This window comes from Aerococcus sp. HMSC23C02, from assembly GCF_001806805.1.
GTDB lineage: Bacteria > Bacillota > Bacilli > Lactobacillales > Aerococcaceae > Aerococcus > Aerococcus sanguinicola.
Genome location: NZ_KV786043.1, coordinates 269,569 through 294,990 on the forward strand (window position 1 = coordinate 269,569; position 25,422 = coordinate 294,990).

21 protein-coding genes and 2 pseudogenes are annotated in these 25,422 nt (G+C 49.3%); 19 read left to right on the plus strand and 4 right to left on the minus strand.

Features of this window, described 5'->3' with window-relative positions; all coding sequences use genetic code 11:
- Positions 1-662: 662 nt before the first annotated feature.
- Genes HMPREF3090_RS02650 through HMPREF3090_RS02660 form a run of 3 tightly spaced genes read left to right on the plus strand, consistent with a single transcriptional unit; the run spans position 663 to position 3,331 of the window.
- A complete protein-coding gene (locus HMPREF3090_RS02650; protein WP_067976174.1) occupies positions 663-1,616 on the plus strand; it encodes an ABC transporter substrate-binding protein in 954 nt (317 codons plus the stop codon).
- A 5-nt stretch (positions 1,617-1,621) separates the two neighbouring features.
- Positions 1,622-2,512, plus strand: coding sequence for an ABC transporter permease (locus tag HMPREF3090_RS02655; RefSeq protein ID WP_067976175.1), 891 nt, complete (start codon positions 1,622-1,624; stop codon positions 2,510-2,512).
- 12 nt (positions 2,513-2,524) lie between these two features.
- Positions 2,525-3,331 carry an ABC transporter ATP-binding protein gene (locus HMPREF3090_RS02660; protein ID WP_067976176.1) on the plus strand — a complete coding sequence of 269 codons (807 nt, stop codon included), beginning with the start codon at positions 2,525-2,527 and terminating at the stop codon, positions 3,329-3,331.
- Positions 3,332-3,410: 79 nt separating this feature from the next.
- Here the strand turns inward: HMPREF3090_RS02660 and HMPREF3090_RS02665 are convergent, their stop codons facing one another.
- The 4 genes from HMPREF3090_RS02665 to aroE are packed head-to-tail and all read right to left on the minus strand — an operon-like array spanning position 3,411 to position 5,988.
- Positions 3,411-4,253 carry a prephenate dehydrogenase gene (locus HMPREF3090_RS02665; protein ID WP_070485863.1) on the minus strand — a complete coding sequence of 281 codons (843 nt, stop codon included), beginning with the start codon at positions 4,251-4,253 and terminating at the stop codon, positions 3,411-3,413.
- 2 nt (positions 4,254-4,255) lie between these two features.
- On the minus strand, positions 4,256-4,684 hold the full coding sequence (gene aroQ / locus HMPREF3090_RS02670; protein ID WP_067976179.1) for a type II 3-dehydroquinate dehydratase: 429 nt from the start codon (positions 4,682-4,684) through the stop codon (positions 4,256-4,258).
- Positions 4,665-5,189: a shikimate kinase gene (locus HMPREF3090_RS02675; protein ID WP_070485865.1), complete on the minus strand. Its 525-nt coding sequence runs from the start codon at positions 5,187-5,189 to the stop codon at positions 4,665-4,667. Before HMPREF3090_RS02675 ends, aroQ begins: the two co-directional genes overlap by 20 nt.
- Entirely contained in the window at positions 5,176-5,988 is an 813-nt protein-coding gene (aroE, locus tag HMPREF3090_RS02680) for a shikimate dehydrogenase (protein WP_067976181.1), read from the minus strand. Before aroE ends, HMPREF3090_RS02675 begins: the two co-directional genes overlap by 14 nt.
- A 535-nt stretch (positions 5,989-6,523) precedes the next feature.
- On the opposite strand from aroE, the gene aroF reads away from it, so the two are divergent.
- From aroF to HMPREF3090_RS02760, 16 genes and pseudogenes are all read left to right on the plus strand, one after another.
- Positions 6,524-7,537, plus strand: coding sequence for a 3-deoxy-7-phosphoheptulonate synthase (gene aroF, locus HMPREF3090_RS02685; protein WP_246818688.1), 1,014 nt, complete (start codon positions 6,524-6,526; stop codon positions 7,535-7,537).
- A 39-nt stretch (positions 7,538-7,576) separates the two neighbouring features.
- A complete protein-coding gene (gene aroB, locus HMPREF3090_RS02690; RefSeq protein ID WP_067976183.1) occupies positions 7,577-8,662 on the plus strand; it encodes a 3-dehydroquinate synthase in 1,086 nt (361 codons plus the stop codon).
- Positions 8,662-9,966, plus strand: a complete 1,305-nt coding sequence (gene aroA, locus HMPREF3090_RS02695; RefSeq protein ID WP_067976188.1) for a 3-phosphoshikimate 1-carboxyvinyltransferase — start codon at positions 8,662-8,664, stop codon at positions 9,964-9,966. The genes aroB and aroA overlap by 1 nt, the downstream gene beginning before the upstream one ends.
- Entirely contained in the window at positions 9,947-11,035 is a 1,089-nt protein-coding gene (gene aroC, locus HMPREF3090_RS02700; protein WP_067976191.1) for a chorismate synthase, read from the plus strand. Before aroA ends, aroC begins: the two co-directional genes overlap by 20 nt.
- Positions 11,036-11,060: 25 nt before the next feature.
- Positions 11,061-11,960: a prephenate dehydratase gene (locus tag HMPREF3090_RS02705; RefSeq protein ID WP_067976193.1), complete on the plus strand. Its 900-nt coding sequence runs from the start codon at positions 11,061-11,063 to the stop codon at positions 11,958-11,960.
- 69 nt (positions 11,961-12,029) lie between these two features.
- Positions 12,030-12,854, plus strand: a complete 825-nt coding sequence (locus tag HMPREF3090_RS02710; RefSeq protein WP_067976195.1) for a MetQ/NlpA family ABC transporter substrate-binding protein — start codon at positions 12,030-12,032, stop codon at positions 12,852-12,854.
- Between the two features lie 222 nt (positions 12,855-13,076).
- Entirely contained in the window at positions 13,077-14,399 is a 1,323-nt protein-coding gene (locus HMPREF3090_RS02715) for a uracil-xanthine permease family protein (protein WP_070485867.1), read from the plus strand.
- Positions 14,400-14,755: 356 nt separating this feature from the next.
- Entirely contained in the window at positions 14,756-15,280 is a 525-nt protein-coding gene (locus HMPREF3090_RS02720; RefSeq protein WP_158444765.1) for an HdeD family acid-resistance protein, read from the plus strand.
- Positions 15,281-15,554: 274 nt separating this feature from the next.
- Positions 15,555-16,091, plus strand: a complete 537-nt coding sequence (gene pyrR / locus HMPREF3090_RS02725) for a bifunctional pyr operon transcriptional regulator/uracil phosphoribosyltransferase PyrR (RefSeq protein WP_067976633.1) — start codon at positions 15,555-15,557, stop codon at positions 16,089-16,091.
- 42 nt (positions 16,092-16,133) lie between these two features.
- A pseudogene (locus tag HMPREF3090_RS02730) lies at positions 16,134-17,054 on the plus strand (aspartate carbamoyltransferase catalytic subunit); the annotation flags it as partial.
- 31 nt (positions 17,055-17,085) lie between these two features.
- Positions 17,086-18,366 (plus strand): dihydroorotase, encoded by a 1,281-nt coding sequence (locus tag HMPREF3090_RS02735; protein ID WP_067976201.1) that lies wholly within the window; start codon positions 17,086-17,088, stop codon positions 18,364-18,366.
- 2 nt (positions 18,367-18,368) lie between these two features.
- Entirely contained in the window at positions 18,369-19,445 is a 1,077-nt protein-coding gene (locus tag HMPREF3090_RS02740; protein ID WP_067976203.1) for a carbamoyl phosphate synthase small subunit, read from the plus strand.
- 1 nt (position 19,446) lies between these two features.
- Positions 19,447-22,635, plus strand: coding sequence for a carbamoyl-phosphate synthase large subunit (gene carB, locus HMPREF3090_RS02745; RefSeq protein WP_070485869.1), 3,189 nt, complete (start codon positions 19,447-19,449; stop codon positions 22,633-22,635).
- A gap of 24 nt (positions 22,636-22,659) precedes the next feature.
- Positions 22,660-23,441, plus strand: a pseudogene (locus HMPREF3090_RS02750) (dihydroorotate dehydrogenase electron transfer subunit).
- The gene (locus HMPREF3090_RS02755) at positions 23,441-24,370 is read left to right on the plus strand and encodes a dihydroorotate dehydrogenase (RefSeq protein WP_067976208.1); all 930 of its coding nucleotides are present in this window, start codon (positions 23,441-23,443) and stop codon (positions 24,368-24,370) included. The pseudogene HMPREF3090_RS02750 and the gene HMPREF3090_RS02755 overlap by 1 nt, the downstream one beginning before the upstream one ends.
- Positions 24,371-24,708: 338 nt before the next feature.
- Positions 24,709-25,401: a VIT1/CCC1 transporter family protein gene (locus tag HMPREF3090_RS02760; RefSeq protein ID WP_067976209.1), complete on the plus strand. Its 693-nt coding sequence runs from the start codon at positions 24,709-24,711 to the stop codon at positions 25,399-25,401.
- Positions 25,402-25,422: the final 21 nt, after the last annotated feature.

Sequence of the window (25,422 nt, forward strand, 5' to 3'; positions counted from 1 at the left end):
CGGGTTCGGTCTGGCAGAAATAGCTCCTCTTCACAAATAGTCGCCGAAGATTTGCAATCTTCTCTGACTATTTGCTCCAGAGGTCTATTTCTCCCGCCAGCCCTCACACCCTTCCTAGTCGGGTTCGCAAGAGCAGACTTGAAGGGATTTCACCCAATCGGAACGACCGGCTAAAGTCGCTCTTATCCGCTTGGGCTCCAATCATTCAAGTCTAACCGCTCTTGCTCACACCCTTAATTATGATATTTTTGTAAGAAAGATTAGTTTTTGTTAATTATTCTCTTGACTTTATTATAATGTCGGTTTATTATTAGGTCATCACGATAGGGAGGAGCATGAAGAATGAAACAATTGAATTTAGAGCATGTTAATTTTTCATGTTCTGCTAAGAAAATGAGCAAGTATTACTTTAGCTATTTTAGATCGTGTTTGTAGCTGTGAATCCATCATAGGTACAAACATCAGCGTTTTGGATCTATGATGGCTGAAGTCTTTTGAAGTGTTTAGCCATCCAGAATGATAAATTCTAATGGCTAAAGGCATAGCTTATAAATCAGATAGCCTTAAGGTTTAATTAGTTTTTATCATATCTAATTAAACCTTTTTTGTTTGCCAGGAAGGCTAGACGGATCTGTGCCTTAGCACTAGAAATGGAGAGAAGAATGAATAAGAAAATACGCGCTATTTTAGGACTAGGCTTAGTCGGCCTATCTCTGGCTGGATGTAGCCAGGGCGGTCAAGACGGACAAAAAGAGATTGGGATTATCCAATATGGGGAACACCAAGCCCTCAACAATGCCCGGGAAGGTTTCGTGGAAGGCCTCGAAGAAGCGGGCTTCAAGGATGGGGAGACCATCCATATTGATTACCAGAATGCCCAGGCTGACCAGTCTAACCTGAATTCGATCGCCCAAAATATGAAGGGGCGCAAGGATTTAACTTTCGCCATTGCGACGCCCGCAGCCCAGGCTGCCCTCAATGCCGATAAGCAAACCCCTGTCCTATTTACAGCGGTAACGGATGCGGTCTCTGCTAACCTTGTGAAGTCCTTGGACCAACCGGGAACCAATGCTTCAGGAACCAGCGACATTGCCCCAGTGGAGAAAGCGGTGGACCTACTTTTGACGATCGATCCGTCGATTAAGACGGTGGGCATGCCTTACAATTCCAGCGAAGTGAATTCTGAAATCCAGTTTAAGGCTTTCAAAGACTATGCGGAAAGCAAGGGCCTGAAAGTGGAAGCACAAACGGTGACGACAACCAATGAAGTCCAGTCAGCGGTTACAGCCTTGGCCAAACGTGTGGATGGCATTTGCTTACCGACCGATAACACGATTGCCCAAACGATTCCGACAATTGGCAGTGTGGTCCGGGAAGCCAAAGTGCCAACCATCGGAGCTGAGAGCGCCCACTTAGAAGGTTGCTTAGCGACTTACGGGGTTAACTACAAGGATCTAGGCCGGCAGACGGCTGAAATGGCGGTTAAAATCCTCAAAGATGGCGCCGATGTCAGTCAAATTCCTGTCGAAAAAGCTAAGGATTATGAATTAGTAATAAATGAAGCCATGGCCAAAGACCTAGGGATTGACCCAGCACAGATTAAGAAGGGAGAATAAAGGATATGGATTTAATTGTTTCAAGTATTTCACAGGGACTCATGTGGTCCATTCTTGCAATTGGGGTCTATTTGACCTTCCGCATTTTAGATATTGCCGACTTGTCAGCTGAGGGGAGTTTCCCCTTGGGTGCGGCGGTCTGCGCCAAGTTAATTGTTTCGGGAGTCCATCCGTTGATCGCTACCCTTGCTGCTTTCTTAGCGGGCTTAGTGGCAGGCTTGGTCAATGGCTTTATGATTAATAAGATGCATATTCCAGCTTTGCTTTCCGGGATCCTAACCATGACGGGGCTTTATTCCATTAACTTGCGGATCATGGGGCAGGCCAATATTCCTTTACTAGGGGAGGCCAATATCATGGAGTCTTTCCAAGCGACGGGGATGAATCCTACCTTGGCTTCTTTAATCATTGCCTTAATTTTCCTAGCAGTTGTTATTATGGCTCTGGTGATCTTTATGAATACCGAATATGGTTTGACGCTCCGGGCGACTGGGGATAACCCGCTCATGGCAGAAGCCAATGGGGTCAAAACGGACCAAATGAAGTTAGTGGGCTTGATGCTCTCTAACGGTTTGATTGCCTTATCAGGAGCGATTATCTGCCAGAATAACGGCTATGCGGATATTGCCATGGGGACCGGGACGATTGTTATTGGTTTAGCCGCTATTATTATTGGGGAAGTGCTCCGCCGCAACCTCACTTTCGGCAAACGTTTAATCACCATTGCGATTGGAGCTGTGATTTACCGCTTGATTATTGATTTCATCATGCAGCAACAATTCCTGCCTGTTCTTCCCAGCGATATCAAGGTGCTTTCATCCATCGCGCTCGCTATTATTCTCTATGCCCCCCATGCCAAGGCCAGTTTCGCGAACCGGCAAGCCAGTGCTAAGTAAAGGAGTAGTGTTATGACGAACTTACTAGAACTTGACCAGATTAATAAGGTTTTCAATCCAGGAAGTATTAATGAAAACCATGTGACTAAAGATTTGTCCCTCGCCATCCATGACCATGACTTTATCTCTGTGATTGGTTCCAATGGGGCAGGCAAGTCAACCTTACTCAACCTGATTGCAGGAACGATTCCAGTGTCTTCTGGGCGGATCCGCCTGCGCGGTGAAGATATTACGGACCGGCCTGCCTACAAGCGGGCCGCTGGAATCAGCCGGGTCTTCCAAGATCCACAAATGGGGACTGCCCGTAATCTGACCATTGAAGAGAACCTTGCCATCGCATACAAACGGGGCAAGCGTCGGGGCTTCGGCCGGTCTGTAACAGAAGACATGCGCCAGCTCTTCCGTGACCAGCTCAGCCGGGTCGACTTGGGCCTTGAAGACCGCTTGAACACCGCTGCATCTAACTTGTCTGGGGGCCAGCGCCAAGTCCTAACCCTGATCATGGCCATCCTCGAAACGCCCGAGCTCTTACTCTTGGATGAGCACACGGCGGCCCTCGACCCGCGGACTAGTGAGATGGTGATGGGCTTAACCCAGCTTCTGATTGAGGAGAACCACTTAACTTCTCTCATGATCACCCATGACATGAATGATGCTCTGGCTTACGGCAACCGTCTGATCATGCTCCATGATGGCCGCATTGTTGTCGATGTCAAAGGGGAAGACAAGGCCAAATTATCGGTTGAAGACTTGATGGAACTCTTCAAGGAGAATGTCGGTAACCAATTGCGTGATGACGACTTGCTCTTAAAAGCTTAATATGGACCATATAAAAATCCTCGGCCCGCACTGGATTAGTGAAGGTCGAGGATTTTTTTGATGTTTTAAATTTTAGACCTTAGTCCACATACCATTCTCTTCTTTGCTGGGTGGATGCTTGGAAGGCGTCTTGGAGCTGGTCAGAGTCTTTGTTCTTTAGGGCTGTTTTGACGCGGACCAGTTCTTTTTCGAAGGCTTCGATGCTTTCCAGTAAGTAGTCCTGGTTGTGGAGGAAGAGGTCTGTCCATAGGGGCGCATTGACGTCCGCAATCCGGGTCAGTTCTTGGAAGCTATTGCCCGCGAACTGCATGGTGTCCTCACAGTTAGGGGCGGAATTTACCGCAGCAACGGCGAGGACGTGCATGAGCTGGCTCACATAGGCTATGGCCCGGTCATGGCTTTCGGCATCCACCCGGCTGACCTCCTGGAAGCCCATGGCCCGGTAGAGGGCTTCGATCAATTCGAGGTGGCTCTCCTGGTTTCTTTGGCTAACGACGAGTAGGGCGTTGGCTCCCCGGAATTGGGCACTATTGAGGCCGGCGATCCCTGCCTTTTCACTCCCTCGCATCGGATGGGCATAGATGAAGTCTAAGTCAGGGCGGAGAATGGCTTCGACTTGGTCCATAACGTCCCGCTTAATCCCTGTAACGTCCGTCAAGAGGCAGGTCGACTTGAAGAGGTCCTGCTTGCTTTCAACATAGGGGGCGACCGCTTGGGGGTGGAGGGTGATAAAGATGAGGTCAGCTTGGCTGAGGGCTTGGTCATCCTCCGTTTGGGCAGTCTTTACAATCCCTAATTCTTCAGCTTTGAGACAGGTCTCTGGATTCTGGTCGATGCCGCGGATTTCTTGGTAGCCTGCTTGGGTCAAGGCTTGGGCAAAGGAAGACCCGATCGCTCCCAGACCGACAATGACAATTTTCATACTTATTCCTCCAAATGTTTAAGCAGGGCTTCTAGGCCCAGGGCGTAGCTGTCCTTACCGAAGCCTGAAATCTGGCCGATGCAGGCAGGGGCAATAACTGAGGTCTGACGGAAGCTCTCTCTTTGTTGGATGGCTGAGAGGTGGACTTCCACACAAGGGATTTGGATGCTGGTGAGCGCATCGTGGAGGGCATAAGAGTAGTGGGTGAAAGCACCCGGGTTAAAAACAATCCCATCGATCTTTTCGTAATAAGCTTCTTGCAGGCGGTCGATCAAGGCGCCTTCATGGTTGCTCTGGAAGAAGCTGAGCTCATGGTCAAAGCTTTGGTCTAAATCACTTTCAATTTGCTTGAGACTAGCATGGCCATAGATAGCTGGTTCCCGAATGCCTAAGAAATTGAGATTGGGGCCGTTAAGAATTAAGAATTTCATGGTTTCCGTCCTTTCGATAGGTCGCTATAATGGTTTTCAGGCACTGGTCCAGGCTGCCCTGGTTGGAGATATGGAAATCAGCAGCTGCCTGGTAGAGGGGGTAGCGCTCTTGGTAGAGGACCTGGAGCTGGTCCAGGCGTCCCTTGAGTAGGGGGCGTTGGTCGCTGTTAATGTCTGCAGCAATCTGGTCCAGGGGGCGGTCGATAAAGAAGACTTTGCCTCCTTTTTTAAGGGCCTTAACATTATCGGGATCTTTGACGACCCCGCCACCCGTGGCAATAATAAGGCCCTTAGCTTGATCAAGCTCGCGGGCAAGTTGGGATTCGAAGCTACGGAAGGCAGTTTCTCCTTCTTCAAAAATTTCAGAGATGGTTCGGCCCGAGACTCTTTCAATTTCCTGGTCCATGTCTAGGAAATCTAAGGAAAGTTTTTGGACGAGGGCTTGACCGAGGCTGGTTTTTCCCGATCCGGGCATACCGATGAGGATGAGATTAGGCTGGGTCATGGTTAAATCCTTTCTTTACACGGGCTAAAATACGCTCCACCTGGTCCTTAGAGAAATGCTGGTCTTCCCAGATTTCGACGGAGCGGATGGCTTGGCCGACTAACATGTCCAGGCCGTTACAGTAGGCCTTGCCGGCTGCTTTGGCATCACTTAAGAGCTGGCTTTCATAAGGGTTATAGATGGTATCGAAGATATGGTCAAAGCGGTCGAGGTCATGCGCTTCCAGCGGGGAGGCCTGGGTCTTCGGATACATGCCGACAGGTGTACAATTGACCAGGAAGTCGCCTCTTAGGATCTCAAGCTCAGCATAGGAAAGGCAAGGCCAGGGCTTGTCCTGGTGCTGGTCGGGATGTCTGGATACCAGGTGGACTTGGGCGCCGTGGTCCGTCAGATAATGGCCCATCGCCTGGGCAGCCCCTCCTGTTCCTAGGACATAGGCGGCTTTCCCTTGAGTCTGCCAATGGCGGCGTTCAAAAGATAGGTGGATGCCATCATAATCCGTATTATAGGCCTTGAGTTTACCGTCGACTTGCTTAATGGTATTGACAGCATCCAATTTTTTCGCAGTTTCAGACAGCTCATCCAGATAGGGGAAGAGGGCCTGCTTATAGGGGATGGTGACATTGGCGCCACGGATATCTAAAGTCTTCAGCGCTTCTAAGGCTTGGCTGAGACTTTCTTCGGGAACTTCAAAGAGTTTGTAAGCCGCTTCAATCTGGGCTTCTTCATATATAATCTGGTGGATCTCTGGGGATAGACTATGGCCCAAGGGGTAGCCAAATAAGCCATAAAATTCCATCTCATCACTCCGTTCTAGCTTATTTTCACTACGATAATGATAAAGTTATCATTATTGTAATGCAAGCCTTGCTTGGTAAAATGGCAAAAAGAGTTGTCAAATCAATCTTTTTAGCTAAGATCTGAAGTTAACATATTAGTAAAATAAAAATAAGATTAGAATTTTATCATTTAATAGTTGACAGCTTCCCCTTGGTCTGCTATATTTAAAGCACGCATTAAAGAAAACCAGTGAGGAGGAAAGAACATGTTAACTCAACAACAACTTTTAGCAAATAGCTGGTTTTACTTTAGCTTCTACTTTTTTAAAGGTAATGGAGGCTAAAGCAATCTTTGATGCATAGGGCTCCATTGATGGTAAGAAATCGAATGGAGCACCCACTATCTAAGACTTCACATCTCGAGAGGATTAGTCAGGCTGCATTCGGTTAAAGACGAATGCAGCTTTTTTGCTTCTAAGAATCCATCTGAGACCGACCGTGTTATAGTAAATATAGTAGCGAAATAAAAAGGAGAGACAGAAAATGATTATTGTAATGAAAGCAAACGTGACAGCTGGCGATGTTAAAGATGTCATTGATAAAATCGAAGATACAGGTAACAAGGCCGTTATTATTGAAGGCCAAGAGGTTGATGTCATCGGGATTGTCGGAGATACTTCCCGCGTGGACCAATCCAAACTTCAGGCCAATGACACCATTGCGGAAGTTATCCGGGTCTCTGAACCGTATAAGTTAGCCAATAAGGCCTTCCACCCTGAAGCAAGTCAGATCAAGGTCCGCGACCAAATCATCGGCGGCAAGGAATTAGCTATTATTGCAGGCCCGTGCTCCGTTGAAGGGGAAGAACAGATTGTTGGGACAGCTAAGCGGGTGAAAGCAGCTGGGGCCAACATGCTTAGAGGGGGCGCCTACAAGCCAAGAACCTCACCATACAGCTTCCAAGGTTTACAGTCAGAAGGGATCCGCCTCTTGGACCTAGCCCGTCGTGAAACAGGACTGCCAATTGTTACCGAATTAATGGCCATTGAACAATTGGATGAATTCGTGGAACATGTGGACGTTATCCAAATTGGGGCCCGTAACATGCAGAACTTCTCCCTCTTAAAAGAATTAGGTAAGACCGACAAGCCTATCCTCTTAAAACGTGGCCTGAGCGCCACCTACCAAGAATGGTTAATGTCTGCTGAATACATCATGGCAGAAGGGAATCCAAATGTTATTCTCTGCGAACGCGGAATCCGGACCTTCGAAACTGAAACCCGGAACTGCCTAGATATTCAAGCGGTGCCATTGATGAAACATAAGACCCACCTGCCTATTATTGTGGACCCTTCACACGCGGCTGGGATTGCTTACATGGTACCTGCCGGAGCTAAGGCTGGGATTGCAGCGGGCGCTGACGGCTTGATCATGGAGATCCACCCTGATCCTAAGAATGCATGGAGCGATGGTCAACAGAGCTTGACCCCAGACCAATTCGACCGCTTGATGGAACAAATCCGTGTCCTTGCTGAAGTCGAAGGACGGACCGTACCAGAGGGCGACTAGACTAAATAATTAAAAGCACAAATGAGAGGAGCTGTTGAAATGGCGGAGCTTGAAATTAAACTGAATCGACCAGCAGTCAGCTATCCATTAAAAATTAAGAAGGGCTTGCTCGGTCAGCTAGCCGAAGAAATCCAAGCTGTCCATAAAGGCAAAAAAGTCGTCGTCATTACGGATGAAAATGTGGCCCACTACTATGGAAGCCAAGTGACGACGACTTTACAAGAGGCTGGCTATGACTTTGAGCTAATTGTCCTAGCCCCTGGTGAAGCCAGTAAATCGATTGAAAACCTACCCGGTCTCTACGGACGCTTGGTGAACTTTGGCATCAGCCGGAGCGATTTGATTATTGCCTTAGGGGGTGGGGTCATTGGTGACTTGGCAGGCTTTGTTGCTGCTAGCTTCCTGCGCGGGATTCATTTGATCCAAGTTCCGACCACGCTCCTTGCCCAAGTGGACTCCAGTGTGGGCGGCAAGGTAGCCGTGGACCTCAAGGAAGGAAAAAACCTGGTGGGAGCCTTCTACCACCCCCATTCCGTCTTGATTGATCCCAATGTCTTAGAGACCTTGTCTGACAAGGCCTTTAGCGATGGCATGGCAGAGGTCATTAAATACGGCTGCATCCGCGACCGGGCTTTCTTTGACAAGCTCAAGCAAGCGGGCAACCGGTCAGGCGTCATGGCTGATATTGAAAGGATCCTAGAGCGCTGTTGTGCCATCAAGCAGGAAGTAGTCGAAGCCGATGAGAAGGATACGGGCTGTCGGATGCTGCTAAATTATGGGCATACCCTAGGCCATGCCATTGAGGCCTACTACCAGTATGAGCGCTATACCCACGGCGAAGGGGTGGCTATTGGTATGCTGGCGATCAACCAATTGGCAGAGGACCAGGGGCTCAGCCCCCAAGGGTCGACCCAAGAAATTTACCAAGTGGTGAAAGACTTCGGTTTACCGACCGTTTTGGACCAAGTGGAAGACTATGCGGGCATCCTGCCTCTCATTAAAAATGACAAGAAAAATTTAAATGGCCAACTCCATATCATTACCCTCAAAAGGATTGGCCAGGCTGAAATCCGCAAGGTGCCTGATCATTTCTTTGATCCCTTGCTGGAAGGAGGAAAGCATTAATGACCGATTTACAAATTCAAGCCAAGCCCTTAGCGGGTGCGGTCCATATCCCACCTTCCAAGAGCCTGGCCCACCGCGCCATTATTGCGGCTGGCCTCGCCCAGGGGGAAAGTCAGGTCCTAAATGTGCAGCTATCTGATGATATTCAAGCAACCATTGAAGCCATGCAAAGTTTGGGGGCTGAAATCAAGCTGACGGAAGCCGGAGACCAGCGGGTAGACTTAAGCATCCGTGGTGGCCATCCATCCAAGTCTGCTTCACGGCTGATCGATGCCAATGAGTCAGGCTCGACCCTGCGCTTTATGATTCCTATTGCCAGCCTTTTTCCAGGTCAGACCCACTTTGTCGGCCGAGGGAAGTTAGGCAGTCGGCCGTTGGATCCCTATGAAAAGATCTATAACGAACAAGGGCTCTATTATGAGAACTTGTCGGATGGAGCTTTGGACTTGAAAGTTGAAGGAAAACTGCAAGCTGGCGCTTATCAATTGGCAGGCAATATTAGCTCACAATTTATTACGGGGCTGCTCTATACCCTGCCGCTTTTAGAAGGCGATTCGACCCTGCAAATTACGGGCCCCTTGGAGTCGGTGGGTTACATCCACTTGACCTTGGATATTCTTGCCAAGTATGGGATTGACATTGACTACCGAGCAGAGGACCAATGCTTCCAGATTAAAGGCAAGCAGACTTACCAGGCTAACGATTACCGGGTGGAAGGCGATTATTCCCAAGCTGCCTTCTTTCTCTGTGCAGGGGCCCTCGGTAATCCGGTCACCGTCCAAGACCTCGCCCCATCCAGCCAGCAGGGGGATAAAGAGATTATTAGCTTCCTCCAAGCCCTGGGTGCTGAGCTTGTGGTCCAGGATGACGGAATCCGAATCCAAGCTAAAGTATTGGAAGGCGGCTGCGAATTAGACGGCTCCCAATGTCCCGATGTGATTCCTGTCCTTGCCCTGACCGCTTGTTTAGCCAAGGGTGAGACACAGATTAAGAACCTGGCCCGCTTACGGATCAAGGAATCTGACCGCCTAAAAGCGACGCAAGAAGAGCTCAGTAAGTTAGGGGCTAAGATCCAGGTCCAGGGAGATAATTTAATCATCCAAGGTGTGGACCAGCTCAAAGGAGCTTGCCGGGTATCCAGCCACAAGGACCACCGGATTGCGATGATGTTAGCCATCGCATCGACGGTCTGCCAGGAAGCCATTATCATAGAAGATGCAGATAGCGTCAGCAAATCTTACCCACACTTCTGGGAAGATTTTAAGAAATTAGGAGGCGAATACCGTGAGTGGAATTTGGGGTAAACAGTTACAAGTGGCCATTTTTGGTGAGTCACACGGTCCAGCCATTGGCATCACCATTTCTGGGCTGCCAGCTGGACTAGCCCTCGATGAAGACAAGATCTTGGTAGAGATGGCGCGACGCCGGCCGGGCCAAAATGAATTAACGACACCGCGCCGGGAAGAAGACCTACCGGATATTGTGAGTGGCTATTTTAACGGCCATACAACGGGCGCGCCCTTGACGGCTCTGATCTACAATACCAATACCCGGTCCAAGGACTACAGCCAGATGCGTAAACTCATGCGTCCCGGTCAGACGGACTATCCCGCGCTCAAGCGCTATGATGGATATAACGACTACCGGGGAAGCGGCCACTTTTCGGGACGGATTACAGCGCCCCTCGTCTTTGCGGGAGCCGTCTGCCAGCAATGGCTGGACCAGTATGGAGTGACCATTGGCTCCAGGGTCTGTTCGATCGGTGAGGTCAAGGACCAAGCAGAGCTTGACTTCCAAAAACTCAGTCGAGAGGACTTATTGGCCTTCCGCCAAGAGACCCTGCCTGTTTTGACGGAGGGCTTAGCTGAAGAAATGGCCCGCTGTATCCGCCAAGCCAAGGGCCAGCATGATGCGGTAGGGGGCATTGTCGAGACTTATATCTTGGGCTTGGAAGCCGGCTATGGCAACCCCTTCTTCGATTCCATCGAATCGACGCTTGCCCATTTAATTTTCTCCGTGCCAGCTACCAAGGGGATTGAATTTGGCGCTGGCTTCGAGATTGCCTCTATGCGGGCTTCAGAAGCCAATGATAATTTTTATTATGATGACCAGGGCCAGGTCCAAACCGCCAGTTTAAACAATGGGGGGATTGTCGGGGGGATCAGTTTAGGCACACCCATCAACTTCCGGACCGCCATTAAGGCGCCGGCTTCGATTGCTAAGGCCCAATCGACCATTAATATTGAAAGTCATGAAAACGTTGAACTAGAGGTTACCGGACGCCATGACCCGTGCATTGTACCCCGGGTATTACCTGTGATTGAAGCCGTGACGGCGATCGGGTTGATGGACTTAATCCTCACCCGGTCATAAGAAAAGAGAGAAAGAGGGATGAGGGATGAAAGTTGCTTACCAGGGTATTGTTGGATCTTATAGTGAGGCCGCTTTAGCCCACTGGCAGAAGATGCCTGTGCAGGAAGGGCTATATGAGGGGCTGCCTTATGATGGCTTTGGCCGGATGGTGGATGACCTCCTCAGTGGAAAAATCGACCGGGCCGTGATGCCCATCGAGAATTCAACCACGGGGCTTATTACACGGACCTTGGACCTCTTTCGCTACCAGCAAGTTTACGCTGAAGCTGAGCACTACCAGCCCATCCGCCATGTCTTATGGGGAGTAGAGGGGGCCCAGCTGAGTCAGCTTAAGCAAGTTTATTCCCATCCGGAAGCCTTGTCCCAGTGCACGAACTTTTTTGCGGACCATCCTTGGATCCAGCCCATTTCCTATAAGGATACGGCCCAGGCTGCCCAGTTCATTGCCCAGGAAGGGGATCCCAGTTTAGGGGCCTTGTCTAGCGAACGCTGTGGGGAAATTTACCACTTGCAGGCTTTAGCCCGCCAAGTTCAGAATGAATCGACCAATATGACGCGTTTCTTTATGATGCGGCGCTACCGCGACGAGCTGTTGAACCTAGATAAGGACCAGCTCTTAGTTCATTTGTTAGCGGACCATCCCTGGGCCAGTCGCTTGATGCTCTATGTGGAAACGGCCCACAAGCCGGGGGCCCTCCACCAATTGCTGACGATTTTTAACTTGTTCAATTGTAACTTGGAAGGCCTGGATGCCCGTCCTATTCAAGACCAGCCCTTCAGCTATGGCTTCTTCATTGAAGTGGATATCCAGGGCTTAGAAGGTCAAGCCCAGCTCTTTTGGCAGATGCTTGAACACGCTAGCCAATACATCCAGATCATCGCTTGCATGGAAGCCCAAGAGGCGGAAATTTCCTATCTGACCTAGGCTTAATGCTTGCTTATAGGGCCTAAATAGGTTACTCTAAGTAAGCAAGATAAAGAAGGAGGACAAGCAATGTTGAAAGTAAAAAAATGGCTGGGTCTAGCGCTTGGCTTAGTCTTAATTAGTGGACTCTTGGCTTGTAGCCGGCAAGTGGAGCCCACAACAACTATTCGTGTGGCCACTTCACCTGGTCCTTACAGTGAACTCTTCTTAGAAGAAGTTAAACCGGCCCTGGAAAAAGAAGGTTACCAGGTGGAGAACCGGGACTTCGATGATCTCCAGCGGGCGAATATCGCCATCCAGGAGGGGTCGATGGACCTCAATGTGGACCAGCACACCCTTTACATGGAACAGTTTAACCGGGAGGCCGGGGCTGACCTGGTGGCTGTGACCCCCGTTCCTACCGTTCCAACGGCCCTCTTCGCTGGGCAAAAGAAGAGCTTGGATGAAGTGGCGCCAGGCGACCAGGTGGCTATTTCTGACGACCCGGTCGATGTGACCCGGTCCTTGCTCTTACTTGAGAAAGCGGGTTGGATCCGCCTTGACCCAGAGACCGATAAGTCCGAAGTAGGGGAGGATGATATTATTGAGAACAAGGCTGGCATCGAGCTGTCCTTGGTCCAAGCGCCTGTTCTTCCCCAAGCCTTAAAGGATGTGGCCTATGCCATCATCCCAGGCTCAACCTTCTATGACTCCGGGATGTCGGCTGACCAAGCCTTGCTGAATGAGGACCTGCGCCCTGAATTGAAGTTACAAGCAGTGGTGCGTTCAACTGATCAAGAGGCAGACTGGGTCAAAGATCTAGTTAAGATTTACCAATCCGACCAGCTAAAAGAACGTGTCGAAGAAATCAACCAGACCAATGACCGGGTCCAATGGGCTTGGACTGCGGATTAAAAACTTAGTGATAAATGTTCTCCTGAGAGGAAAGGGGCTCCTGTTAAGATGTTAACTTAATAGGAGCTTTTTTCTTATGCCAAAACACTATCGTTTTAACGAATGAATTTAAATAAAATATATTTAATGTTCGTTTTCTATTAACAAGGATTAAATATTGTGTTAAAGTAATAATTAAAATGTTTGATAAGCGAATGATGTCCCTGTGGGCAAGGAGGAAATATGCAAGAAAAAGAACATGCCATTAAATTGCGCTACCAGGTTGAAGACTCACCAGCACTCGTGGAATCGGTGGTCCTAGGCTTTCAAAATGTGATTACGGCCTTTGGGGGCCTCGTAGCGGTCCCCTTGATTATCGCTGGAATGGCCTCTTCCAGTGTGGAACAGACGGCCTATCTCATCAGTGCTGCCTTATTTGTATCGGGCCTGGTTTCTATTATCCAGTCCCGGGGCTTTGGTCCAAGATTTTTCCGGGTAGGGGTGGGTTTGCCTACTATTATGGGAACAGACTTTGCCTTTATTGGACCGGCTCAGAGTGTGATTGCCCTGGGCGGTCTGCCCGCTTACTTTGGAGGCACCATGCTTGCGGCCTTACTCGAGATCGTCATGTCCTATTTTGTTAAACCCTTGATGCGCTTTTTCCCGCCTGTCGTGACGGGCTCTGTGATTACTCTTATGGGAGCAACCCTGATGTCTACCGCGATGGACTGGGCAGCAGGTGGGGCTGGAGCCCCCGATTATGGGGACCCGAGCAATCTCGGCATTGCTGTTCTTGTCTTTCTGATTGTCGTTCTCTTTAACCATTACGGTCGGGGGAACTGGTCCTCTTATGCCATTCTCATCGGTATGGGGATCGGCTATCTCTTCTGCCTCTTTATGGGCCGGGTGGATACCGACCAAATTCTAGCTGCGCCCTGGTTTAGAATGCCTCCCTTCAACCAGATTGGGATTGATTTTGACTGGCGCTATGCCCTGCCCTTTCTTTCCGGTTACTTGGTCACTGTCATCGAAACGGTGGGCGTGATGCAGACTTTAGGGGAAGTGACCCAGCGTGAGCTAAGCGATGAGCAGGTCGCTGCTGGGGTCCGGGCAGATGGCTTTGGTTCCTTTATCGCTCCGCTTTTCGGTTCAGGCCCTGCTGCCACCTTCAGTCAAAATACCGGGCTGATTCCACTGACTCGTAATGCCTCGCGGAAGGTGGCCATTGTCGCTGGTCTTATTATGATTGTCCTTTCCATGAGCCCTAAATTAGCGACAGTTATTTCGGTCATGCCGCTCCCCGTCCTGGGCGGGGCAGGGGTGCTCATGTTTGGGACCGTGGCTGCGTCCGGTATCCAGTCCCTCAGCCGGATTAGCTTCGACACCCGCAACTTGATCATCACTGCTTCAGCGATCGGCATCGGTCTTGGCGTCTCCTTTAGACCAGAAATCACCCAAGGCCTACCGAGCTTCTTAGCCGGCCTCTTCTCTTCCGGTATCTCAGCCGGTACCATCGTAGCTCTCCTTCTCAACGTCCTATTAAAAGAACGGAAGACCTTGCGTTAAGGCTGCTAAATTCGGCTAAAGCTGAACCCTTAGCATCACTTCACACATTATTTGAAAGAGAGTGTGACAAAAGTCGCTCAGGCCTGAACCACTGGAACGAACTATGGGAAATCGTTGTTAAACGATTGGACATAGGTCGTGAAGTGGATGTCATGACTGACTTTTGGAACACGTTTTTGAAAAATGTTCGCTTTTTAAAAAGAGGCTGGAACCTTTGTCCCAGTCTCTTTTACCTTTTATTTTTCCTTAAGAAACCATCGATCCAAAGCATATAGTCGGTAGCTTTGCCTTATTTCTGTTAGAATGAGAATGTCTTAATGTTATAATCATTTCACAATAAAGAAAGGATGTTTCATTTGTCAGAAAATAATGACCAATCATTTGGATGGGGGCACTTTATCTTAGGGATTCTCTTTATTATCCTAGCCTTGTTTGCCTTTAGGGATCCCTTGGCTAGTCTAATGACCTTGGCTTTCGTCTTTGCTATCGGGATTCTTTTTCGGGGGATTTACCAGCTCATGGTTCGCCATCGCTTAAAAGAATCTTTCGGGATCAAACCGACCCATCTTTTAATATTTGGGATTATTAATATCTTACTGGGTCTTTACTTGGTCTTTAAGCCAGGCCTGTCAGCGTCCATCTTACCTTTTATTTTTGCTTTCTGGATTTTTATCTCGGCTATCTTTGGCTTTATGAGTCTGTCAGCGATTAAACAGGTAAGTACGCCGCTCTTCTGGCTGACCCTAATTCTTAATATCATTGCCCTGATTGTGGCTATTTTCTTAATTTTTAATCCCCTGAGCGCCTTAGTTAGCCTGACCTTTTTGGTTGCTTTCTACTTCTTATTATCAGGGATCCAACATATCATTTATGCTTTCTAAGCATATTCTAATGAAGGCAAGGGCATTTTCCCCTTGCCTTTTAGCTCGGCTTGGCGTATAGTAATGACCAGTGAATGAATTAAATATTTTCCTTTAAATTTAGTCCCGTGAGGCTAAGAAGGAGCGAGATGTCTCAGGGTGGGGTGCGTCCTCAGTCTGAACTCTAAAAGACTTGCTTTTTTTGTGCGAGTTTCTTTAAGTAACCATCAACTCCTGTCCTCTGCGGGCAGGAGTTTTTTTGTATCTAATGAGCCAAACGGAGGAGGAAATCCAGATGTCAGTGAAAGAAATTGTCGATGCAGTTACCATTAAACGGGCCCTTACCCGGATTTCTTATGAAATTATTGAGCGTAACCACCAATTAGACCAACTTGTCCTAGTCGGGATCAAAACACGGGGGATTTACCTAGCCCAACGGATTGCCCAACGTCTTAAACAACTCGAAGGCATTGAAGTAGCTGTTGGTGAGCTAGACATTACCCGCTACCGCGATGATCAAAAGACCAAGGTCCAAGAAGCAGAAGTCAATGAGTCCAACATCCCAGTCAGCCTAGAAGGCAAGGAAGTGATCATTGTTGACGATGTTCTCTATACCGGACGAACCATCCGCGCAGCTCTGGATGCGGTGATGGACTTTGGCCGCCCAGAACTGATTGCCCTAGCAGTCCTCGTTGACCGGGGCCACCGAGAGCTTCCTATCCATGCTGATTATGTCGGCAAGAACCTCCCTTCATCCCGCAAAGAGCGCGTCCTTGTGAAGATGGAAGAAGTCGACGGAGAAGACGGCATCTATATCGAACAAAGTCATTAAAGCATTGATTGAACGCTCCAGGAAGAGCTAGAAAGGATTGTCATGATTTTAAATACGCAAAAGATCTGCCTCCAAAACCTACTGAGTGTGGAAAGTTTAAGCGATGAAGAAGTGCTCGGGCTTATTAAGATGGCCCAAGTCTACAAATACCATCCCGAACACCGGCCGATTCAAAAGCAATACTTCGTTAGCAATCTCTTCTTTGAGAACTCAACGCGGACCCACCGCAGCTTTGAGATTGCTGAGCGCAAGCTGGGCTTGGAATGTTTAGACTTTGAAGCGTCAACTTCTTCCGTGCAAAAAGGGGAGACTCTCTACGACACAGTCTTGACTATGTCGGCCTTGGGGGTTGATATTGCGGTAATCAGGCATGGGCAAGACCACTATTATGATGACTTGGTTAAGAGCCCTCATATCCATTGTGCTCTTATCAATGGTGGGGACGGTAGCGGCCAGCACCCTAGCCAGTGTTTACTCGACCTCATGACAATCTATGAAGAATTCGGCCGCTTCCAAGGCTTGAAGGTAGCCATTGTTGGGGACCTGGTTCATTCCCGGGTGGCTAAGTCCAACATGCAAATGCTCCACCGCCTAGGCGCTGAGCTCTACTTCGCCGGGGCTCCTGAGTGGTATGACACAAGTTTTGACCAGTATGGCCATTATGAAGATCTCGACCAGATTGTTGAGAAGGTGGACGTTATGATGATGCTCCGGGTCCAAAACGAACGCCATCACGGAGAGAAATCCTACAGCAAGGAAGACTACCACCAAGCTTATGGTCTAACTCTAAAACGAGCTGAAAGACTGCAAGATCATGCCATTATTATGCATCCAGCTCCTGTTAACCGGGATGTGGAGATTGCCGACAGTCTGGTGGAGTGCGACCAATCCCGCATCGTCCAACAGATGTCCAATGGGGTCTTTATGCGGATGGCTATCTTAGAAGCTGTCATCAATGGTAAAGAAGCAAAAAAAGAGAATAGGGAGGCTAAGCATGAAAACACTGATCAAGAATGGCTTAATGAATGGGCAGGCTAATGCGCTGGATCCGGTTGAACTCGTTATTGAGGATGGGCGTATCCAAGCTTTAGGCCAGGGCTTCGCGGAAGAAGCTTTTGACCAAGTCTTTGACGCTCAAGGGGGCTTAATCAGTCCCGGCCTAGTGGATGTTCACGTCCACTTCCGGGAGCCTGGTCAAGAACATAAGGAAACCATTGCTTCCGGGAGCTTAGCCGCAGCCCGGGGTGGTTTTACCACCGTCTGTGCCATGCCCAATGTAGACCCTGTGCCGTCTTCTAAGGAACGCTTGGACCATATGTATGACCTGATCAAAAAAGAGGCTAAAATCAAGGTCCACCAATACGCTACGATTACCAAGGGCCTCCGGTCGGATGAATTGGTGGACTATGAGGCTTTGAGCCAAGCGGGCGCCTTTGCCTTCAGTAATGATGGGGTAGGGGTCCAGACTGCAGGCACCATGTACCAGGCCATGCAGGAAGCTGCCAAAGTTAATAAAGCCTTGGTGGCCCATGTGGAAGATGATTCGCTCTTGTTTGGTGGGGTCATGAATGCGGGAGACCGTTCTGAGGAACTAGGCCTACCAGGTATTCTACCGATTTCAGAATCTTCACAAATCGCCCGGGACCTTCTCCTGGCAGAAGCGACCGGCGTCCACTACCATGTCTGCCATGTCTCAACCAAGGAGAGTGTGCGGGCCGTACGTCAGGCTAAGGCAGCGGGGATCCATGTGACCTGTGAAGTCTCTCCCCACCACTTGCTGTTAGCGGATGAAGATATTCCGGCTGATAACGCCATGTACAAGATGAATCCGCCGCTACGTTCAACTGCTGACCGCCAAGCCCTAATTGATGGGCTCTTGGACGGCACCATTGACTGTATTGCAACCGACCACGCCCCACATGCCTTCGAAGAGAAGAACCAAGGCTTCCTTAAGTCAGCCTTTGGGATTGTCGGCATCGAGACGGCCTTCCAACTGATCTACAGCTATTTTGTTGAAAGAGGTATTTTTACCCTCGAACAGGTGGTCAATTGGATGGCCCGCAAACCGGCAGAAATCTTTAACTTAGAGGCAGGCCAGCTAAAAGTTGGCAGCCCAGCTGACCTGGCTATCTTTGCCCTCGACCAGGAAAGTGAGATTAATCCCGATGACTTCCTCTCCAAAGGGAAGAATACGCCTTTTGCAGGCTGGAAGATCAAGGGAGAGACCCTAGCAACTTTCGTGGATGGGCAATTGGTATGGCAAAAGGAGGCCTAAAGATGGAAAGAATTTTATTACTTGAAGATGGCACATATTTTAGCGGACAAGCTTTTGGTGCCTTAAAAGAAGTCAGCGGTGAGCTTATTTTTACCACTGGCATGACCGGCTACCAAGAGACCATCACGGACCCGTCTTATTTTGGCCAGTTGATTACTTTTACTTATCCGATGATCGGCAATTACGGGATCACGGCAGATAATAATGAATCCGTTGCTCCTTCTTGTAAGGCGGTCATTGTTAAGGAATGGGCCCGCCGTCCCTCCAATTGGCGGAGCCAGATGAACTTGGATGAGTTTTTGAAACAACATGAGATTCCAGGTTTAGCAGGGATTGATACCCGGGCCTTGACCCATAAAATTCGTGAACAGGGGGCCATGAAAGCAGCTATTATCGCGGTTGATGCCGACCGGGACCAAGCCCTGGCTGAGCTCAAAGCCGAACCAGCTCTTAAGGACCACGTTGCGAGTGTCTCAACTAAGACGCCTTATCCTAATCCTAATACCGGACGTCGGGTGGTTGTCGTGGACTTTGGCCTCAAGCATTCGATCCTGCGGGCGCTCTCTGAACGGCATTGTTCCGTGACCGTTGTCCCTTATGATACCGATGCTCAAACGATCCTGGCCCTCAAACCCGATGGCGTCATGCTCTCAAACGGACCAGGAGATCCGAAAGACTTGCCTGCTGTCCTCGATATGATCCGTGAAATTCAAGAACAGGTCCCAATCTTCGGGATCTGCCTCGGCCACCAATTATTTGCCCTCGCCAATGGAGCCGATACCTACAAGATGAAATTCGGCCACCGCGGAGTCAACCATCCAGTCCGCGAGATTGCGACCGGTCGGATTGACTTCACTTCTCAGAACCATGGCTATGCGGTAGCCAAAGACTCCATCGATCCAGAAAAATTAATCATTACCCATGTGGAGATTAATGACGGGACAGTGGAAGGGCTCAAGCACCGCCACTATCCAGCCTTCACCGTCCAATACCATCCGGACGCTGCCCCAGGGCCACACGACGCCCTCCATCTCTTCGATGACTTCATGGCAATGATTGATGCAAGAAAGGAGCACTAAGATGCCTAAACGTACAGATATCCAAAAAATTATGGTCATTGGCTCAGGCCCGATTGTGATCGGCCAAGCAGCTGAATTTGACTATGCTGGGACCCAGGTTTGCCTAGCTCTTAAAGAAGAAGGCTATGAAGTCGTCCTCGTCAATTCTAACCCTGCGACCATCATGACTGACAAGGAGATCGCAGATGAGGTCTATATCGAACCCATTACCTATGAATTTGTCTCCCGCACCCTGAGAAAAGATCGTCCCGATGCGATTCTGCCAACCCTAGGCGGGCAAACCGGTCTTAATATGGCCTTAGAATTGTCTAAAGCCGGCATCTTAGACGAATTAGGCATTGAATTACTGGGCACCAAACTCTCAGCCATTGAACAGGCCGAGGACCGGGACCAGTTCAAGCAATTGATGGAAGAATTAAAGCAACCCATCCCTGAATCGACCATTGTCCACACGGTAGATGAAGCGGTCGCTTTTGGAGCGAAAATCGGCTACCCCTTGATTGTACGTCCAGCCTATACCCTAGGCGGAACGGGTGGGGGCCTATGCGAGAACGAAGAGGAGCTTAAAGAAATCACCGAAAACGGGCTTTCCTTATCCCCCGTGACCCAGTGCCTGATCGAACAGAGCATTGCGGGTTACAAGGAAATTGAATACGAAGTGATGAGGGACTCCGCTGATAATGCCATTGTGGTATGTAATATGGAGAACTTTGACCCTGTCGGTATCCACACGGGCGACTCTATTGTTTACGCACCCACCCAGACCCTGTCCGATGATGAACACCAGATGCTTCGTGATGCTTCCTTAGCTATTATCCGTGCCCTTGAAATTGAAGGGGGCTGTAATGTGCAGTTAGCTCTAGATCCTAAGAGCTTCAAGTATTATGTGATTGAAGTGAACCCTCGGGTGTCTCGGTCTTCTGCTTTAGCTTCCAAGGCAACAGGTTATCCGATCGCCAAGCTAGCAGCCAAGATTGCCCTCGGCCTGACCCTGGATGAAATGATGAACCCTGTGACGGAATCAACTTATGCAGAATTTGAGCCCACCTTGGACTATGTTGTCTGCAAGATTCCGCGCTGGCCTTTTGACAAGTTCCAAGATGCGGAGCGCCGCCTAGGGACACAAATGAAGGCGACAGGAGAAGTCATGGCGATCGGAAGGAATATCGAAGAAGCGACGCTGAAGGCTGTCCGTTCACTGGAAATTGGCTGCTACCACGCCGAAATGAAAGAACTCGAAGATGTCTCAGACGATGTCATTAGCGAAAAATTAATCAAAGCCCAAGACGACCGACTCTTCTATATCATGGAAGCCATCCGCCGCGGCTACAGCATTGAAGATATCGCCCAGTTGACAAAGATCGATCTCTTCTTCCTGGATAAACTTTTACACATCGTAGAAATTGAGGATGATCTTAAGTCGCACCCAGGAGACATGGAAAAACTTGGCCAGGCTAAAACATATGGCTTTACCGATTATAAGCTGGCCCAGTTATGGGACATGGACGAAGCTGACTTCCGTGAGAAACGCTTGGAAGCGGGCATCCATCCGGTCTACAAGATGGTAGATACTTGTGCTGCTGAATTCGAAGCTTCCACTCCATACTTCTACAGCTCTTATGAAAGCCACAGTGAAAGCCAGCCTTCCACGGACAAAGACTCTATCCTCGTCCTAGGTTCAGGCCCTATCCGGATTGGCCAGGGGGTCGAATTTGACTATGCGACTGTCCATTCTGTGAAGGCCATCCAAGACGCGGGCTATGAAGCCATTATTATGAACAATAACCCGGAAACCGTGTCGACAGACTTCTCCATCTCTGACAAGCTCTACTTTGAACCTTTAACTTTTGAAGATGTGATGGAAGTCATTGCGGTTGAAAAGCCCCTCGGCGTTATCGTCCAATTCGGAGGTCAGACCGCCATCAACCTGGCTGCACCACTCGCCGAGGCTGGCGTTAAGATCCTAGGAACCACAGTGGAAGATTTGGACCGGGCAGAAGACCGTGATTTATTCGAACAGGCCCTGAGCCAGTTAGAGATTCCTCAACCGATTGGGGACACGGCTAGAAGTCCCGAAGAAGCGGTACAGATCGCGGACAAGATCGGCTACCCAGTGCTGGTACGGCCATCCTATGTTCTAGGCGGCCGGGCCATGCAGATTGTGGAACACCAAGCCGACCTTGAAAACTATATGGCCAATGCGGTGAAGGCCTCACCTGAACATCCGGTTCTGATCGACCGCTACCTCCCTGGCTATGAATGCGAAGTCGATGCCATCTGTGACGGGGAGAATGTCCTTGTGCCAGGTATCTTGGAACATATCGAGCATGCCGGCGTCCATTCAGGCGACTCCATGGGGATCTATCCACCCCAATCCTTCTCTGAAGAGATTAAGGCCACTATCTTGGACTATACGGAAAAATTAGCCCTGGGCTTAAACTGCATCGGCATGATGAATATCCAATTCGTTATTTATGAAAATAAAGTCTATGTGATTGAAGTGAATCCACGGGCTAGCCGGACCGTACCTTTCTTAAGTAAGGTGACCGATATTCCAATGGCCCAACTGGCAAGCAAGGCTATACTTGGGCAGAAAATCACCGATCTTGGCTATCCAACTGGCCTAGCAGCTGAAACAGACCAAGTCTATGTCAAGGCACCGGTCTTCTCCTTCACTAAATTGAACCAAGTCGACTCCTATCTGAGTCCTGAAATGAAGTCAACAGGGGAAGTCATGGGCGGCGACCGCGATAGCAACAAGGCCCTCTACAAGGCCTTTGAGGCAGCCGGCCTCCATATGCCGGACCACGGGAATATTCTCTTTACTATTGCTGACGAAGACAAGGAAGAAGCCTATGACCTGGCCGACGCTTTTGCGGAACTGGGTTATGGGATTGTGGCCACAACGAATACAGCGGCTTACTTTGAAGAACAAGGGCTCTTGGTTCAAAGCATTGAAGGCCACAGTGAAGATCCTCAGGCCCCATCTGTCCAAGAAGCCATCCATTCAGGCTCTATCCAAGCCGTTGTTAACCGGGTCTCCCAAGAGGAAGACGAAAGCCAGGACTACAGTTTTGCGATCCGCCAAGCTGCGGTTGAACAAGGGGTCCCACTCTTTACCTCCTTGGATACAGCCCGCGCCATCCTTCGTGTCATGCAAGCTCGTGCATTCTCAATTCAAGCGATTTAAATTATTTTAGAAAGGGGAGAGGACATGCGCCAGGAGATGATGACCATCATCAAGCAGGAAGAAATTGCACCTAGAATCTTTGAAATGACCTTGAAAGGGGACCTTGTCCAAGAAATGGGGGAATCCGGACAGTTTATCCATATCCGGGTGCCCCGGCAGGACCTCTTACTCAGGCGTCCCATCAGTCTCAACCGCATCCACCGCGAGCTTGGGACCTGCCGGATTATTTACCGGGTGGAAGGGGATGGGACCCGGATCTTCTCTGAGATGACAGCTGGCGATGTCCTCGATGTCATGGGGCCTTTAGGTAGGGGCTTTGACCTCTCCCAGCTTCAAGCAGGCGACCAGGCCTTCATTATTGGTGGGGGATCGGAATTCCTCCACTCTATGAATTATCGGCCCAGCTCCGCCAAAAAGGGGTCCACTGCCACCATTTCCTCGGCTATGCGACCAAGGACGTGGTCTACTATGAAGAGGCCTTTAGCCAATTAGGCCCCACCCATGTGTCTACCGATGACGGCTCCTATGGCTTCCATGGCAATGTCTGCCAGATGGTACGCGAGTCAGGGATTGAACCTGATGCTGTCTTTTCCTGCGGTCCCAATGGCCTGCTCAAGGCGGTCTACCAGACCTGCCAGGGAACAGACAATATCCAGCTGTCTCTAGAAGAACGCATGGCCTGCGGGATGGGGGCTTGTGCAGCCTGTGTCTGCCGGTCATCCGAGGATGGCCCCCAAGGTCAGATCCGGACGAAGAAGGTCTGTGAAGATGGCCCCGTCTTCCAAGCTAAGGAGGTGGTGCTCTAATGACGAATCGTTTAGCGGTTAAGCTGCCAGGACTCGACTTAAAGAACCCTATCATTCCTGCTTCAGGTTGCTTTGGCTTCGGTAAGGAATACGCTAAGTACTATGACCTCAACCAACTGGGCTCGATCATGGTCAAGGCTACCAGCCCTCAAGAAAAATTGGGTAATCCGACGCCACGGGTGGCCGAAACCCCCTCCGGCATGCTCAATGCGATTGGACTACAGAATCCAGGCCTAGAGGTGGTCATGAAGGACTATCTGCCGGCCTTAGAAGTCTATGAAGACCTGCCCATTATCGCCAATGTAGCCGGCTCTTCCCAGGAAGACTATGTGATCGTTTGTGAACGCATAGGTGACGCCCCTAATGTCAAAGCCATTGAATTAAATATTTCTTGCCCCAATGTTAAAGAAGGCGGAATTACCTTCGGGACAGATCCTGACGTGGCCTTTGACCTGATTCAGGCGGTTAAGAAGGTGGCTAAGGTGCCTGTCTATGCCAAATTATCGCCTAATGTCACAAATATCCTACCGATTGCCGAGGCCATCGAGGCGGGGGGAGCGGATGGTTTTACCATGATCAATACGCTTCTGGGCATGCGGATTGACCTGAAGACCCGGCGTCCGATCTTAGCCAACCAAACGGGTGGCTTATCAGGACCAGCGATTAAGCCGGTTGCTATTCGTTTGATCCACCAGGTAGCCAGTCACTCAGACCTGCCGATTATTGGCATGGGCGGTGTCTTCACAGTCGATGATGTGCTCGAAATGTTTATGGCGGGCGCTTCAGCTGTAGCTGTTGGCACTGCCAATTTTACTGATCCTTATATCTGCCCAAAACTCATCCAAGCCTTACCGCATAGGATGGATGAACTAGGGATTAAAAGCTTAGAGGATTTAATTATAGATGTCCGCCAGCGCTTGCGCGGTTAAGTTTAGAAAGTTAAATAGGGAAGACCCCAAGTGAGTGATTCTCGTTTGGAGTCTTTCTTTTCTTTACTTTAAATTTACATTGTAATTATTATAATATAGCTTGACATAGTGGATGGCGTTATTTATAATGAGTATAGAAAGTTAAATAATCGTTTAGAGCAAGTGGCGGATCTTTAGGTCCAAAACCCGGTCGGGAGGTGAGACTTCCGACAGCAGAGCGCTTAATGAGGCACACTGTGAGGCAGTATCAACTGTCTTTCGGTGTGCCTTTTTTCATCGATTGACTACTTTCTAATAGACTTGGAAGCATGCATTGAATAAGAAAAGGAGTGGTTCATATGGCAAGTGAAGTACAGAACTTTAACCGGGGCGAGGGGTTGAAGTCCATGGTTTATGGCGGTTTGGATGGAATTATTACAACCTTTGCTGTGGTGGCAGGGGCTATCGGGGGAGACCTCAATATGGAGGTGATCCTTATCCTAGGCTTTGCTAATCTCTTGGCGGATGGTATCTCCATGGCTATCGGCGATTATTTATCCAGTAAGTCAGAGCGAGCTTATGATGATTTTGAGCGCTTGGAAATAGCAAAAATCCTTGAAAAAGATCCTGAACTCAACCAAACTCACATTCAAGAAGTCTATGAAAATAAGGGTTTATCCAGCCAACAAGCCCAGATTATTGCTGAAAAACTAGTCCAGCATGATGTCGATACCCAGATGAAGGTCCTCTCTGTAGGAGAAGAAGAGGCTTCCCAGCCCTTAACCAATGCCTGCATTACCTTCTTTTCCTTTGCCTTCTTCGGTCTCTTTCCGCTCATCATCTTTATCCTGGCATACTTTAATGAAGATTTTGTTCCTTATAGCTTCAGTATTTCTATCCTGATGACCTTTGTCACGCTCTTTATCTTAGGGGTGTCTAAGGCTTCGGTTACCAAGGAAAATAGCTTCAAGTCCGGCATGGAAATGCTAGTAATCGGTGGACTTGCCGCCCTAGCTGCTTATGGGATTGGCAGTATCTTGGCCAGTATTTAATTTCTATAATTTATTAAAGAA